We start from the raw sequence: 14,154 nt of genomic DNA on the forward strand, positions 1-14,154 counted from the left end.
GGGCGCTCTTATAGTGAGCACACGGTGTCACGTTCTGGCGGAGCCAGAATCGGTGCGGCGTCGCTCGCTTTTTGTGATTTGTATCACTCTTTATCGCGCTGCTTGGATGTCGCTGACGGGTCGGTGGCCCATTTCCGCGGGTCATCACGTGGCGTGGTGCCGGGGACGCCCAGCCGGTGGGTAGGGTTCAGGCACGCCGGACGCTGCTGGACGGTGCGGGGTCTGCGCGAATGTGGCACTGCCCCCGACAACAGGGCAGGATGCAGGCAGGCAATTCAGTGAGTTTGACGAGGTAGGAAGATCATATCAGTTACGGCTGGCGTTCGGTGCTCGGGAGCGGCCCGGCGTACCACCTAACGGCACCGGCCGGGGACAGGAAGCGGAGCCCGGACTTCGATGGCCGACAGGACAAGCGACTTCAAGCCCGGTCTCGAAGGCGTGATCGCCTTTGAGACCGAGATCGCGGAGCCGGACAAGGAAGGCAGCGCGCTGCGGTATCGCGGTGTCGATATCGAGGATCTCGTGGGAAAGGTCGACTACGGCCATGTGTGGGGGCTGCTCGTCGACGGCTCCTTCGAGCCGGGTCTGCCACCGGCGGAGCCCTTTCCGTTGCCGGTGCATTCCGGTGACATCCGGGTGGACGTGCAGAGCGCGCTGGCGACGCTCGCCCCCTACTGGGGTTTCGGCCAGCTCATCGACATCTCCGATGCCGAGGCCAGGAACAATCTGGCGCGGGCGTCGGTGGTAGCGCTGTCCTTCGTCGCGCAGGCGGCCCGCGGTCTCGGTCAGCCCGCCGTCGCGCAGAAGGAGGTCGACAAAGCCCGCACAATCACCGAGCGTTTCATGATCCGGTGGCGGGGGGAGCCGGACCCCAAGCATGTCCAGGCGGTGGACGCCTATTGGGTGTCTGCGGCTGAGCACGGTATGAACGCCTCCACCTTCACCGCCCGAGTGGTGGCCTCCACCGGCGCGGACGCGGCGGCCGCGCTGTCGTCGGCGGTCGGGGCATTGTCCGGCCCCCTGCACGGGGGAGCGCCGTCCCGGGTGCTCGCGATGTTGGATGACGTTGAGCGCACCGGTGACCCGGTCGGCTATGTCCGTCGTGCGCTGGACCGCAAGGAACGGCTGATGGGCTTCGGCCACCGGGTGTACCGCGCGGAGGACCCTCGCGCCCGGGTGCTGCGGCGGACCGCCCGTGACCTCGGCTCACATCGTTACGAAGTGGCTGAGGCGCTGGAGGCCGCGGCCATCGAGGAGCTCACGAACCGTTACCCGGACCGCCCGCTCCGGACGAACGTCGAGTTCTGGTCGGCGGTCGTGCTGGACTACGCCGAGGTACCGCCGCATATGTTCACGTCCATGTTCACCTGTGCCCGTACCGCCGGCTGGAGTGCCCACATCCTCGAGCAGAAGCGCACCGGACGCCTCATCCGCCCGTCCGCGCGTTACATCGGTCCGGCTCCCCGGCCGCTGGGGGACGTTCATGCCTGACGGCATCGTCATCCCCGGGCAGCTGCGTCCGGTTGACGGGCGTTTCGGCTGTGGACCGTCCAAGGTCCGTCCCGAAGCGGTCGCTCAGCTCGCCGCGACCGGAACGTCGCTGCTTGGCACTTCGCACCGGCAGCAGCCCGTGCGCAGTCTGGTCGGTCGCGTCCGTGCGGGCCTCGCTGACCTGTTCTCGCTGCCCGACGGCTACGAGGTCGTGCTCGGCGTCGGTGGTTCCACCGCCTTCTGGGACGCGGCCGCGTTCAACCTGGTGCGGGAACGCTCGCAGCACCTGGTGTTCGGAGAGTTCGGCGGCAAGTTCGCCGACACCGCGAAGGGCGCGCCGTTCCTCGCCGAGCCGTCGATCATCACCTCGGCGCCCGGCAGCCATCCGGACTGGGTGCCCGAACCGGGTGTCGACGTGTACGCCACCCCGCACAACGAGACATCCACAGGCGCGGCGAAGCCGGTCCGCCGGCCGGTCGGAGCGGACACGGGCGCGCTGCACCTGGTTGACGCGACCTCTGGCGCCGGTGGGCTGCCCGTTGATGTCCGCGAGGCCGATGCCTACTACTTCGCGCCGCAGAAGAGCTTCGCGTCTGACGGCGGGCTGTGGGTGGCGTTGCTCTCACCGGCCGCGATCGAACGGCTGGCCGAGATCGCCGCCTCCGGCCGGTGGATCCCGCCGTTCCTGGACCTCACGACCGCCCGGGACAACAGCTCCAAGGACCAGACCTACAACACCCCCGCGGTCGCCACCCTCTTCCTTTTCGCGGACCAGGTCGAGTGGATGCTCGCCCATGGTGGTCTGGACTGGTGTGTGCGGCGGACGGCGGAGTCGTCGTCCATTCTCTACACCTGGGCGGACAAGACGTCCTATACGACACCGTTCGTCACCGATCCAGCGCAGCGTTCACAGGTCGTGGTCACCATCGACTTTGACGGTGTGGACGCGGCGGTCGTCGCGAGCACGCTACGCGCGAACGGCATTGTGGATGTTGAGCCGTATCGCAAGCTCGGCCGCAATCAGCTGCGGATCGCCTGTTTCCCGGCAGTCGAGCCGGCTGATATCCACGCGCTGACCGCTGCCATCGACTATGTGGTCGAACGCCTGTAACCGTTCCGGATTTCCCAGATTGTGGTCTTTTTGTGGTCTTTCGAGGGCTGGTTGACGCGAAAGGCCTTGTTTCGCGCGCTTCGAGAGATGACCGTTGGAGAGCATCCGGCAATAGGTGCGTTCGGGCCGGGAGCCGCGTCCAGCTGCTTGCTGGTAAGGCCGCGGGCCACACCGATACCGGATGAGTGGGTATCGGTGTGGCCGAGAACGCGGCCAGGGGCCGCTTGGGCGTGGCGAGCCGGACAGCCGGCTTTCGAACACGCCCTAACGGCGAGGGCGTGTCGGAGCGGCCTGGGCCGCGAGGGCCGCGATCGAGTCGGATTCGCCGCCGATGTCGGGGGAACGGTCCTCGATCAGTGAGTACGGACGCTTGTCATAGCCGATGTAGAGCTGGCGTGGGCGGGCAATCTTCTGTTCGGGGTCGAGCAGGCCCTCTTCCCACTGGGCGAGCCAGCCGGGCATCCGGCCGATCGCGAACAGCACCGGGAACATCTCCACTGGCAGGCCCATCGCCTGGTAGATGATGCCGGTGTAGAAGTCGACGTTGGGGTACAGCCTGCGCTTGATGAAGTACTCGTCCTCGAGCGCGATCCGCTCCAGCTCCATGGCCAGGTCGAGCAGTGGGTTTGTGCCGGTGATTTTGAATACCTCATCGGCCACCTGCCGGATCACCCGGGCGCGCGGGTCGTAGTTCTTGTAGATCCGGTGCCCGAAGCCCATCAGTTTCTTCTTGCCGTCCTTCACCTTCGCGATGAAGGCGGGAATGTTCTCCACCGACCCGATATCGGTGAGCATCCGCAGCACCTGCTCGTTGGCCCCGCCGTGCAACGGGCCGTACAGCGCGGAGATCGCGGCCGCGGTCGCGGAGAACGGGTCGGCCTGGGAACTGCCGACCGCGCGCATCGCGTTTGCCGAACAGTTCTGCTCGTGGTCGGCGTGCAGGATGAACAGAACGTCGAGGGCGTGCTCGAGGTTCGGGTCCGGCTCGTATTTGAGCTCGGTGGCCTTCCACATCATGTTCAGGAAGTTGCCCGCGTACGACAGGTCGTTGTCCGGGTAGACGTAGGGCAGCCCGATCGAGTGCCGGTAGGAGAACGCGGCCAGGGTTGTGATCTTTGCGATGAGGCGCACGATCTGTAGCCGCCGCAGCCCTGGGTCCGTTATTTCCTTCGCGTCCGGATAGAAGGTCGACAGGGCGCCGACGGTCGACAGCAGCATGCCCATCGGGTGCGCGTCGTGGTGGAAGCCGTCGATGAATTTCTTGATCGATTCGTGTACGAGAGTGTGGTGGGTGATTTCGTCTTCCCACACCGCCAGTTCCGTGGCTGTAGGCAGCTCCCCAGCGAGCAGGAGGTAAGCGACTTCAAGGAAGCTGCTCCGCTCCGCCAGTTCGGTGATCGGGAATCCGCGGTAGCGCAGGATGCCGGCATCCCCGTCGATGAAAGTGATGGCGCTGCGACAACTTGCTGTGTTGGTGAAAGCCGGGTCGTAGGTCATCAGACCGAAGTCGCCTTCGTCAACCTTTATCGCCCGCAGGGCGCTGGCCCGGATCGCGCCGTCGGCAATCGGGATCTCATAGGTCTGACCGGTGCGGTTATCAGTGACGGTCAGGGTGCTGACCTGCTCGGACACGCCGGACTCCTCTCGCTGTAGCGATCACATCGGTATACACGCGCCTTGGCTGTGGCGTCCGGGTGTGGACTGCTTGGGCCGGTTCGGCGGTAGGCAACAGTTGCCCCCAAGTCTCGCGGTTCGCGCCACCACACGCCTGTGATCGGTAGCGTTCACCCGGCGTGTCCTGCGACACCCCTTACGGACCGTTCCGCGGCAATGCTCCATGTCCTTAACATGGCACTGTTGGTAAGGGATTTCAACATCGTGGGGAGCGGGGCACAGCCAAACCGATCACGAATGACGGAGGGTTTCTCCGGGCACGACATCCGCCGCGGCCGGGCCGGAGCCGGGGTGTCCCGACCGGCGTGCCGCGGTCCGATGCCGCGACCGGCACGCCGTCGCCGGGTTCTGGGCACGGGGTTCTGAGCGCGGGGCCCCAGCACTGTGATGGCGTTGGCGCGCCGTTCACCAAGCCCTGGCGAGGTGTATGTGGATGCATCGACGTCTGTTAGCTGATCGTTGGATGTGAATATCAGGGAAAACTGTGTTGATGGCCCGCGCTCACGATTTCCGAATACCACCGAGGCTGCCGGAGCCAGGGCATGTTCCGACAGCCGGCTGTCCGGTTCCCTGGTCGAACAACGCCTCCCGGAACACGCCGTAACGTCCAGCATGGGCGCCGGGTCCCGCACCGACAGGCCGGAGCCGGTGGGCTGGATGGATCGGGTATCGGTAGGTGCTCCCGCGGGTCACAGCGCGACGGTCACGGTGTCCCGTCGGACAGCGACCAGCTGGCCACAGTCTCGTAACGCCGTCCGAGGCTGGGGGCGTTCTGCAGCATCGTCAACGCCCTTGCCGTCCACGTTCGGCAGGAGACGTGGGCGAGCGCAGCCGTCATCGGCCGCAGATCCGGCCCGGTCGGCTCGGTGGAGTCCGCCGCGCTCTGCCTGCGTCCCGGATGTGATCGTGCGATGGTCGCGAGGGTCAGGTGGCCACGCCAGGCCCGCGTGTCATCGAGGCCGGTCGCGCCAGCCAGCTTTGCCTCCCGTGCCACCGCCGTGGCCAGCGGCATCAGTGGTTCTTCGTCGACATCGGCGAACAGGACCCGGGAGCCGAAACGCCCGCTCCCGGCAATGGTCACAGACGGCGGCGGATGCTTGCGGGCGACATCGGCCAGCCGTCTGGTGAGATCAGGAAGAACGGCGGCCGGCACCTCGCCGAGGAAAGCGAGCGTGATATGCCAGCTGTCGGGCGGCGCCCAGCGCACTTCCGCGGCAAGCTGCCCATGGTCGCCCCGTAGCCGCCTGACGGCGTTGAGGAGCGGTTCGACGACATCAGCCGGTGGAACCAGAGCCACGAACATTCGAGCCACACCCAGCAGAGTCTGCGCGTTCGGAAAGTCCGAGTCCACAGGTGGTGCACCGGCCGTTGCGCTGTGGCTGTGGCCGTGGCTGTGGCCGGTGCGGGGGTCACGACACCCCCGGCACCGGCCGGATACGGGTTTCGGCGCGGGCTTCGGAGGCTGCTCCGGGATCTCCGGGCGGCGCGGGGCGCCGGGTGCTCCTGGGGCATCCGCGGTACCAGTCCTCCTCCACTGATTCGCGAAAATAGAAATAATATTAATTATTTAACAAATACGTGAATTTTTTCACGCGAAGAGTTTGAGACGGAGTAGTTACGAATTACGCTCCAGGCTGCCGCGGTGGCGGGCACTATCGGGGGGTGACGACGGTTCCCGAGCTGGTGGCCTCACGCGACCCGGCAGGCGCGCGCGAATGGCGTGAACGCCGCCGTGACGCTCGGCACTACCAGCCTGATCTTCCAGGTGCGATGGTTTTGGTAACGGATGGTAGCGATCGCATGACCGCTTCGGTCTTGCGTGACGCGGGTGTGGACGTGGTGGGCCTCCTCGCGCCCGAGCCGCTGGAGTCGCTGGCTTGGGCCGCCGAGGCTGAGGCGCCCCGAGCTTACGCGGACCTGGTCGCGATGCTGTCGGACGAAGTCGAGGCGGTGTGTATTGAGATGGCGCCGCCCGGCTCTGACGTGATCGCTCGAAGGGCTGTCGAGGCAGGGCTGCACGTGCTCCTGTCACGTCCGGCGACCGCTGATCCCGACGCGCTGCGGGCCATTGCGGATCTTGCCGAGGAGTCCGATCTCGCGCACGTGGTCGCCCTCGATGGACGGGCCTGGCCGGCAGCCTGGCATGTGCAGGCGTCGATCCCCTCGCTCGGCCGGATCACCCAGGTGACCGTGCTCGCGGCCCCAGCCGGGCCATCCGGCCGGGCTGAGATAATTGATCTTGTTGGTCGCTGGTGCGGGGAGGTGATCGCCGTGTGTGCCCACCCGGCCGCCATGCCCGCCGCCAGCCTTGCCGCTGACGCGCCCGTGACCCTTGCGCTGCTGTCGTCCAATGGCGCCACGGTGCTGGTCAACGAGAGGCCCGGCGGCCGGCTGGACACTGCCACGATCACGATCTGTGGCACGGACGGGAGGATAGTGGTGCAGGGGCGCCGTGTCCTGCGACAGGACTGGGACGGTACGCGCGACCTGTTGATGCGCGATGTCCCGGGCGTGCGTCCCGGTCTCGTCGAGGCAACCTACGACGTCGTCCGGGTCACCGAGCTCAATGACTCCGCGCTGGTGCGCGGCGCGACTTTTTACGATCTCCTTACGATCGCCCGGCTGCTCGCCTCCGCCGACGTGTCCCGGGCCGGCGGAGGCTGGGTGGAGCTGTAGGCCGGTCCGCCGGCCGGCGCGGGGCGCGGATGCCGTACGGCGTCACGAACCAGCCAGGGTGTCGAGGATGGGCGCGGCCCGTTCAAGAGCGGCTATCTCGTCCGGACTGAGCGACGCCAACCGTTCGGCGAGCCATTCGTCGTGCCGGCGATGGTCGGCTTCCAACAGGTTGAGGCCGGCCTCGGTGATCCCGGCGATGACCTGACGGCCGTCGGTGGGATGCGCGCTGCGAGCGACCAGGCCGGTCTCCGCGAGATGGGCGACCACCCGGGTCATGGACGGTGGCTGTACCCGTTCGTGTGCCGCGAGCTCGCCGAGAGTCATCGAGCCGTGTCGCTTCAGCGTGGCAAGAGCGGCGATCTGCGTGGGGGTCAGCGTGTTGGAGCGTTCCTGGCGCAACCGGCGCGACAGGCGCATCACGGACAGGCGGAGTACCGACGCGAGTTGAGCTTCGGTAGCGCTGTCCATCAGGCCAAGGTACCTTGTTAGCCGCGCTACGGTGTGTTTCGGGAGTCGTCGTTCGATCAGGGAGCCGCGTCCAGCTGGTTCCTGGCAAAGCCCGCACACACCCCAAGAGGCCACCGTCGGAGATTCGTCCCACGCGGGGTTCGTGGCTGGTATGAAACACGGTGAACCGGTTACGTTCCGCAAGGTTCTGGGGGCATGCCAGCCGAAGGCGGTGCGATCGTGGTACCGCACCGCCGGAGGCCCTGGAGATGCCGCCCGAAGGCGTCAGCCCGTACTCGCTCCATGCGCGGCCAGGGCCGCGGGGACGGGTGCGATCGCGCTACGGTTCGCGGCTTCACCCCGGTCGCGCCGGGCGACCTCCGCACGGACGAGCGGGATCAGGTGACGGCCGTAGTCGACAGCGTCGTTGTACGGGTCGTAGCCGCGGATCAACAGGGTCGTCACACCGATGTCGACGTAGTCGAGAAGCGCCTGCGCGACGGTCTCGGGCGTTCCGACCAGCGCGGTCGAGTTACCGGCGGCGCCGGTAGCGGCGGCGAGCGGTGTCCACAGCGCGCGGTCGTGCAGTTCGCCGGCGGCTGCCGTGGCGAGCAATCGCTGTGACCCGACATTCTGTGGCGCGGCGGTGGGACTGTAGCGCACACGGAACTGACGGAAGATGCCGTTAGGCGCATCCAGGTTGGCGCGCGTGGCCCTGAGGATGTCATAGGCACGTTCCCAGGCCAGCTTCTCCGTCGGGCCGAGAATCGGCCGGAACGACACGCTGATGCCAGGCTTGGGGCGACCAGCGTCGGCCGCGGCCTGGTTCACCGCCGCGATCTGCTCGGCAGTCTCGGCCAGCGGCTCACCCCACAGCGCGAAGACGTCCGCCTGCTTGCCACCGACCCGGTAGGCCGCCGCCGACGAACCGCCGAAGTACAGCGGGATGTGCGGTTGTTGTACCGGCCGGACCGTGGACAGGTAATCTTCCAGTTTGTAGTACCGGCCGTCATGGTTGAACGGCCCGGTTGACGTCCACGCCTTCCTGACGAGGTCAAGGTACTCATCGGTCCGGTCGTAGCGTTCGTCCTTGGTCAGGTAGTCACCGTCACGCCGTTGCTCAGCGTCGTTGCCACCGGTGATGATGTGGACGGCGACCCGGCCCGCGGAGAACTGGTCCAGGGTCGCGAAGTAACGGGCCGCCACCGTTGGGAAGACCACGCCCGGCCGGTGCGCGATCAGATAACCCAGCCGTTCGGTGTTGGCGGCCGCATAGGCGGCCACCTGAATGTTGTCCGGTGAACTGGAAGAATAGCCAATGAGCGCCTTGTCGAAGCCGGCGTCCTCGTGCGCTCGCGCGAACCGGCGGACGAAGTCGCGGTCGACGGTTGCTCCTGATGTCTGGCCTGTTTCCGATCCTTCCGCGGCGGAGACGAGACCGATGAACTCGACGGGCATGGCGGAACTCCTCGCGAGCTGGGTGAATGCGTGCGTGGGCGGATACGAGCGTGTGTGGGTGCGTGCGGGGTCAGGAACAGCCGTCGATGTCCGAACCGTTGGTCAGGACCGGTCCAGCCCATTCCAGGCCCTCAAGATTGACCACGATCGCTTCCTGGGTGCTTCGAGCGATCACGACAATGGCCTCGATGCCGGGGTCGGGGTTTTCCTCGCGATGCGGGATCCACGGCGGCACGAAGATGAAGTCGCCGGGGGCTGTCCGCACGCGAACCTCCCGCCCGGCGTGCGGGCGCCGCTCCCCGTCGGCGTTCTGGTCCAGGAAGACGAACTGGGGGTGGCCGCTCACCACGTAGATCGCGGTTTCGGAAGCACCGTGGTGGTGGTTGCCGGACGCGGTCGCCGGGGCAACGTGAACCTGGCCCATCCACAGTCCGGTCGAGCCGACGGTCCTGTTGCTGATCGCCGAGAACCGGAGCATTCCACCGGTCTGGGCGGTATCCGGGCTCAGGTTCGCCTGGGTGATCTGGTGGAGGCGGCGGTGGAAGGGGTCCACATCGCTGAACGCGGGTGGGCTGAACGCGGGTCGGCTGGACCCAGGCGGGCCGAACGCGGGTGCGGGGCCGCTGGTTGTCACCCGTCCGCGCCCCGAGGTGGGTTGTACGTGACCCCGAGCCAGCCGAGCAGTTCGGCCCGTAGCTCGACGAACGCCGGGCCGGTCACGCTCCTGGGCCTGGCCAGGGTGACGTCAACGCTGTGGGCGATCATCCCATCTTTCATAATCAATGCGCGGTCGGCCAGGAGAAGCGCTTCCTCGACATCGTGCGTGACCAGCAGAATCGCCGGTTTGTGGCGCTGCCAGAGCTGCTCGACCAGGCTCTGAGCCCTGATCCGGGTGAGAGCGTCGAGAGCGCCGAACGGTTCGTCCAGCAGCATCAGTTCGGGGTCGCGCACCAACGCCCGAGCCAGCGACGCCCGTTGTGCCTCGCCGCCGGACAGCGTCTTGGGCCAGGCATCGGCGCGGTGGGCCAGGCCCACTTCGGCCAGCGCCGTGACCGCGCGAGCCTTGTCCGGCCGCCCGGGCAGGCCAAGGATGATGTTGCGCCAGACACGTTTCCATGGCAGCAGGCGCGGTGCCTGGAACGCCACGGCTCGCCGGGACGCCACCCGGACGTCCCCGCTGATCTCGGTGTCGAGGTCGGCGAGGATGCGTAGCAGGGTGCTCTTCCCGCAGCCGCTCGCGCCGAGCAGGGCGACGAACTGTCCGGCCGGCACATCCAGGTCGAGACTTTCGATGACGCTGTTGGTACCGAAGGCGCGTCGCAGGTTGCGGACCCCTACCGCGAGTGGGGTGCCGTCCGGTGATGTCGTGCCGAGGTCCCGCGGAGCCAGCTGCGCGCTCATGCTCCGCTGAAGGCTGGTCGCCATGACAGCAGCACCCTTTCGAGAAGTCGGACGAACGCGTCGACGGCGAGCCCGAGAAAGGCATAGACAACGAGGCAGACCACGATGATGTCGGTCCGCTGGAACTCCTGGGCGTCGTTCATGAGCTGACCGAGGCCGTGGTTGGCGTTGACCTGCTCGGCGAAGATGAGCGCGAGCCATGCGATGGCGAGGGAGTATCGGACGCCGACGAGCATGTTCGCCAGCGCGCCCGGCAGGATGACGTGCCGGATCAGGCCCAACCGGCCCAGTCCGACCGTGCGCGCGGCTTCGACCAGGTCGGCGTCGACGTTGCGGATACCGGCGTAGGTGTTGAGGTAGAGCGGGAAGGCGACACCGAAGGCGACCAGCGCGATCTTCGGCGTCTCGCCGATGCCGAACCAGATGATGAACAGCGGGACGAGGCCGACGAACGGTACCGTCCGGATCATCTGGACCGAGGCGTCGATGAGATCCTCACCGAGCCGGAACAGCCCAGCGAGCAGCGCCAGGGAGATCCCGATGGTTCCGCCGAGCAGCACGCCGGTACCGACCCGCCGCAACGAGACCCCGATCGCCTGTGGAAGATCGCCATTGTTGACGAGATGGCCGAACGTGGTGACCACCGTCCACGGGGAGGCGAACAGCTCGGTGGAGGTGCTGCCACGCCAACTCGCGAGCTGCCATAACAGCACGAGGAGCAGTGGGCCCGTCGGCCGCCGGATCCACCGGGGCACACCGCGCCGCCCGGCGGCTGACGGGGTGACCGTGACCAACACCGGGGCGGGTAGGGAAGGCGTGCCGCTGCCGCTGTCCGTGTCTGGAGCCGGGCCGGGTGCCTGTGCCGCCGCGTCTTTCCCGGCAGAAAGCGTGTGGGTTGTCACAGATTCTCCGCGGTGATTGGTGCTGACATTGACCGAGAGCAGCGCGATCATTGTTCCTACGTGCCGGCGGCGGATCGATTGGCGTTGACGGTGGAAATCCGGTCGGGACGGTGGTGGCTGTCGCTGCAGATTCGTCGCGATCCGATTTTCGCCCCGGTCTTAGTTAATTCGGGTAACGCCGAATCGCGTGGCGTGAGTACGGAGTACCTGCGCTGGTGGGTGCGACGCTCCGCGTCACGTCCCGGTCAGGAGGCCGGACATACGGCGGATTTCACCCGGAGAAGGTCGATGTGACCCCGGGTAACCAGAAGCGCCGATTGCAACATGAGATCAACGGAATCATGCGGCTTCTACCTGCGTCAACAGGTGGCGTTGTGTGACGTATATTACTTTCCCACTTCTTGACTGAACAATATAACTATACGCAGAGTGTTGTTCTGTGTCTGCTGAGATGATCCTGACGCGGCGCCGCTGCGTGGATTACGCCCGGGCCTGGAGCAGCCGCTGTCGATGACGGCTCCGGCTTTTCGCGGCTCGCTCCCCCGGGAGCTCCGGGCGTACGAAAGAGCCATCCTGACCTGGTCACTCGACCCAGCCGTCCACCGTTAATCACTTTTATCCTGTCCGCCACCGCCCGTACCGGTTTCGGACGGGAGATACTCGCGCTTCGGAGCTGCCCGATGCTACGTCTGTTCGCCGGCCACCAAACCCGGCTGGTCACGCATCACAAACCTCGGCTGCTCGCGGGCATCACCGCGCTTGCGGCCGTTTCCCTGCTGGCCGCCTGCGCGGGAGGGTCCGATTCGGCGGCTCCGAAGTCGTCGGCCACGACAGGCGCCAGGGCGGACCTTTCCGGGGTGACCCTCCGCATCGCCGATCAGGTCGGTCAGACCAAGGCTATACTCGAGGCGGCCGGCGTTCTCAAGGACGTTCCGTACAGGATTGAATGGTCGGATTTCCCGGCGGCGGCTCCGCTGTTGCAGGCACTGCGGGCGAACGCCGCCGACATCGGCCCAGCGGGTGACGCGCCCGTCCTCAACGCGATCGGTGCCGGCGCACCGTTGAAGATCGTGGGCGTGACCCAAACCTCCGCCAAGGCCGTTGCGGTGCTTGTTCCCAAGGATTCGCCGATCCGCACGGTGGCAGATCTCAAGGGCAAGACCGTTTCGCCCACCACGAAGGGCAGCGTCGGGCACTATCTGCTGCTCGGCGCGCTCAAGGAGGCGGGTCTGACCCCTCATGACGTCACGATTTCGTTTCTGACCCCGCCGGCCGCCACCGCGGCGTTCGACTCCGGGCAGATCGACGCATGGGCAACCTGGGATCCGTACATCGCGCTGTCGGAACAGAAGGGCGCGCGCATCATTCGCGACGGGACCGGGATCAGCTCCGGGCTCGGGTTCACTGTCGCGTCGGAGCAGGCGGCCGGGGATCCGGCCAGGCGCGCGGCCATCGCGGACTTCCTGCTCCGGCAGGCCCGGGCCTTCGACTGGTCGAACACCAACAAAGCGGACTTCACCCGGTTGTTCGCCTCGCTGACCAAGCTGCCCGAGCCGGTGGCCGCGGCGGTGACCAATCGCCGAACGGTGACAGCCCCCCCGATTGACGACACGATAATCAAGCAGCTGCAAGAAACCTCGGACGTGTACACCGAAGCCGGTGTAATCGACCACAGGCTGGATGTCGCCCCGTTCTTCGTCCGCTCGCTGGCCTTCTGACCAGCTGTCACCGTTCCCTGTCCGCGCGTCCATCCCCATTACGGAGGCTGGTCATGCCACCGACCTTCCCGTTCCCGCGCATCGTTGTGTTGAGCGGGAATCCCCGCCCAGCCTCCCGGACGCGTACGGTTGCCCGGACCGTTGCCGAACGGATTGCGCGGGAATGCGCCGCCGGGCGAGGCGGCCACGCCGCCGTGCCTCGTCCGGCGGCCGCGGGAGTCGAGAACATCGACCTCGCTCTGATCGCCCAGTACCTGTTCGCCGACACGAACGGCCTTGTTGCCGCGGCGTTGGCGTCCATCCGGGCGGCGGACGTGCTCGTGGTGGCCACGCCGGTTTACAAAGGCAGCTACACTGGCCTTCTCAAGGCGTTTCTCGATCTGCTGCCTGCGGGTGGGTTGACTGGTGTGATCGCAGTGCCGGTAATTGTCGCGGGCGCGCCAGCGCATCAGGCCGTCGCCGAGTTGCATCTGCGTCCGCTCCTCGCTGAACTGGGGGCGACGGTTCCCACGCCGGCATTCTCGATCGTCGAGGCCCAGCTGCCAGCTCTCGACACCCAGGTCGACGACTGGGCCGCGGCGAACGGCCGGTTGGTCCAGGCCGCGGCGGCGCTGGTCACCGAAGCGCGGGTCAGTGAAGCGGCGGTCAGTGAAGCGGAGTTCGCGCGATGAGCCACCCCGCCTGGCCGCACGCCGCGGACCATGAGCCGGACGAGTACGGGCTGGGGGACGGCTCGGTCGCCCGGCTCGTGGCCAGCCGGCCCATGAGCGCCACCGGTCACGACGAAACTGGTGCGGGTGTCGATCCCGACACCTACCGACGGGTCTTCCGCCGGCACGCGGCCGGGGTCACGGTGGTGACCCTGGACAGTCCGTCCGGGCCGGTCGGCTTTACCGCAACGTCCCTTGTGTCACTGTCGCTGGAACCGCCGCTGATATCGCTGTCGGTGTCATCGGCCTCGTCAAGTTGGCCGGCGTTGCGGCATGCTGACACGCTGCTTGTGCACCTGCTGTCCGACAGCCAGGCCGATGCCGCCCAGCGTTTCGCGGCCAAGGGCGCCGACCGGTTTGCTCCGCCCAGCACGTGGACGCGCCTGCCCACCGGTGAACCGCTGCTGGCCGGGACGGTGACCTGGGTACGGGCCCGGCTTGAACATCGGCTCACCGCCGGTGACCATCGGTTGCTGGTGGCCCGTGTGCTACAGGCGCACACTGAGGAGGACAGTACGTCGCCATTGATTTATCACAATGGCGAATACGGGACTTTCAAAACAAAT

At 66.8% G+C, this 14,154-nt stretch carries 13 protein-coding genes; 6 read left to right on the forward strand and 7 right to left on the reverse strand.

The features are described 5' to 3' along the window. The first annotated feature begins 396 nt into the window (after positions 1-396). A complete protein-coding gene (locus MJ777_RS05825; RefSeq protein WP_239312728.1) occupies positions 397-1,491 on the forward strand; it encodes a citrate synthase 2 in 1,095 nt (364 codons plus the stop codon). Then, positions 1,484-2,602, forward strand: coding sequence for a phosphoserine transaminase (serC, locus tag MJ777_RS05830; RefSeq protein WP_239312731.1), 1,119 nt, complete (start codon positions 1,484-1,486; stop codon positions 2,600-2,602). Before MJ777_RS05825 ends, serC begins: the two co-directional genes overlap by 8 nt. A gap of 264 nt (positions 2,603-2,866) precedes the next feature. Here serC and MJ777_RS05835 read toward each other — a convergent pair whose 3' ends face one another. Beyond that, positions 2,867-4,234 (reverse strand): citrate synthase, encoded by a 1,368-nt coding sequence (locus tag MJ777_RS05835; RefSeq protein ID WP_239312734.1) that lies wholly within the window; start codon positions 4,232-4,234, stop codon positions 2,867-2,869. A 745-nt stretch (positions 4,235-4,979) separates the two neighbouring features. Continuing rightward, positions 4,980-5,627 (reverse strand): RNA 2',3'-cyclic phosphodiesterase, encoded by a 648-nt coding sequence (gene thpR, locus MJ777_RS05840; protein ID WP_239312737.1) that lies wholly within the window; start codon positions 5,625-5,627, stop codon positions 4,980-4,982. A gap of 311 nt (positions 5,628-5,938) precedes the next feature. On the opposite strand from thpR, the gene MJ777_RS05845 reads away from it, so the two are divergent. Then, positions 5,939-6,952 carry a Gfo/Idh/MocA family oxidoreductase gene (locus tag MJ777_RS05845; protein ID WP_239312740.1) on the forward strand — a complete coding sequence of 338 codons (1,014 nt, stop codon included), beginning with the start codon at positions 5,939-5,941 and terminating at the stop codon, positions 6,950-6,952. A gap of 42 nt (positions 6,953-6,994) precedes the next feature. Here MJ777_RS05845 and MJ777_RS05850 read toward each other — a convergent pair whose 3' ends face one another. From MJ777_RS05850 to MJ777_RS05870, 5 genes are all read right to left on the reverse strand, one after another. Then, complete coding sequence (locus MJ777_RS05850) at positions 6,995-7,420, reverse strand: MarR family winged helix-turn-helix transcriptional regulator (RefSeq protein ID WP_239312742.1); 426 nt, start codon at positions 7,418-7,420, stop codon at positions 6,995-6,997. Between the two features lie 264 nt (positions 7,421-7,684). After that, entirely contained in the window at positions 7,685-8,857 is a 1,173-nt protein-coding gene (locus tag MJ777_RS05855; RefSeq protein WP_239373882.1) for an LLM class flavin-dependent oxidoreductase, read from the reverse strand. Between the two features lie 70 nt (positions 8,858-8,927). Then, complete coding sequence (locus MJ777_RS05860; RefSeq protein ID WP_239373924.1) at positions 8,928-9,410, reverse strand: cupin domain-containing protein; 483 nt, start codon at positions 9,408-9,410, stop codon at positions 8,928-8,930. Between the two features lie 77 nt (positions 9,411-9,487). Further along, complete coding sequence (locus MJ777_RS05865) at positions 9,488-10,282, reverse strand: ABC transporter ATP-binding protein (RefSeq protein ID WP_239373885.1); 795 nt, start codon at positions 10,280-10,282, stop codon at positions 9,488-9,490. Further along, on the reverse strand, positions 10,255-11,160 hold the full coding sequence (locus MJ777_RS05870) for an ABC transporter permease subunit (protein WP_239373901.1): 906 nt from the start codon (positions 11,158-11,160) through the stop codon (positions 10,255-10,257). The genes MJ777_RS05865 and MJ777_RS05870 overlap by 28 nt, the downstream gene beginning before the upstream one ends. A 680-nt stretch (positions 11,161-11,840) precedes the next feature. Between MJ777_RS05870 and MJ777_RS05875 the strand changes: the two genes are divergently transcribed. The 3 genes from MJ777_RS05875 to MJ777_RS05885 form a co-directional block, all read left to right on the forward strand. Beyond that, positions 11,841-12,878 (forward strand): ABC transporter substrate-binding protein, encoded by a 1,038-nt coding sequence (locus MJ777_RS05875; RefSeq protein ID WP_239373904.1) that lies wholly within the window; start codon positions 11,841-11,843, stop codon positions 12,876-12,878. Positions 12,879-12,931: 53 nt separating this feature from the next. Further along, complete coding sequence (locus tag MJ777_RS05880) at positions 12,932-13,549, forward strand: NADPH-dependent FMN reductase (RefSeq protein WP_239373907.1); 618 nt, start codon at positions 12,932-12,934, stop codon at positions 13,547-13,549. After that, positions 13,546-14,154, forward strand: a 609-nt coding sequence (locus tag MJ777_RS05885; protein ID WP_239373910.1) for a flavin reductase family protein, incomplete at its 3' end; no start/stop codon positions are given. The genes MJ777_RS05880 and MJ777_RS05885, both read left to right, overlap by 4 nt.

The sequence above is a fragment of the Protofrankia sp. Cj5 genome (assembly GCF_917627405.1).
GTDB lineage: Bacteria > Actinomycetota > Actinomycetes > Frankiales > Frankiaceae > Protofrankia.

What these genes read in the sequence shown, in the direction of transcription:
- MJ777_RS05855 (WP_239373882.1), bottom strand. Translation starts at nt 8,857, where the DNA reads ATGCCCGTCGAGTTCATCGGTCTCGTCTCCGCCGCGGAAGGATCGGAA.
- MJ777_RS05880 (WP_239373907.1), top strand. Translation starts at nt 12,932, where the DNA reads ATGCCACCGACCTTCCCGTTCCCGCGCATCGTTGTGTTGAGCGGGAAT.
- MJ777_RS05875 (WP_239373904.1), top strand. Translation starts at nt 11,841, where the DNA reads ATGCTACGTCTGTTCGCCGGCCACCAAACCCGGCTGGTCACGCATCAC.
- serC (WP_239312731.1), top strand. Translation starts at nt 1,484, where the DNA reads ATGCCTGACGGCATCGTCATCCCCGGGCAGCTGCGTCCGGTTGACGGG.
- MJ777_RS05865 (WP_239373885.1), bottom strand. Translation starts at nt 10,282, where the DNA reads ATGGCGACCAGCCTTCAGCGGAGCATGAGCGCGCAGCTGGCTCCGCGG.
- MJ777_RS05825 (WP_239312728.1), top strand. Translation starts at nt 397, where the DNA reads ATGGCCGACAGGACAAGCGACTTCAAGCCCGGTCTCGAAGGCGTGATC.
- MJ777_RS05850 (WP_239312742.1), bottom strand. Translation starts at nt 7,420, where the DNA reads ATGGACAGCGCTACCGAAGCTCAACTCGCGTCGGTACTCCGCCTGTCC.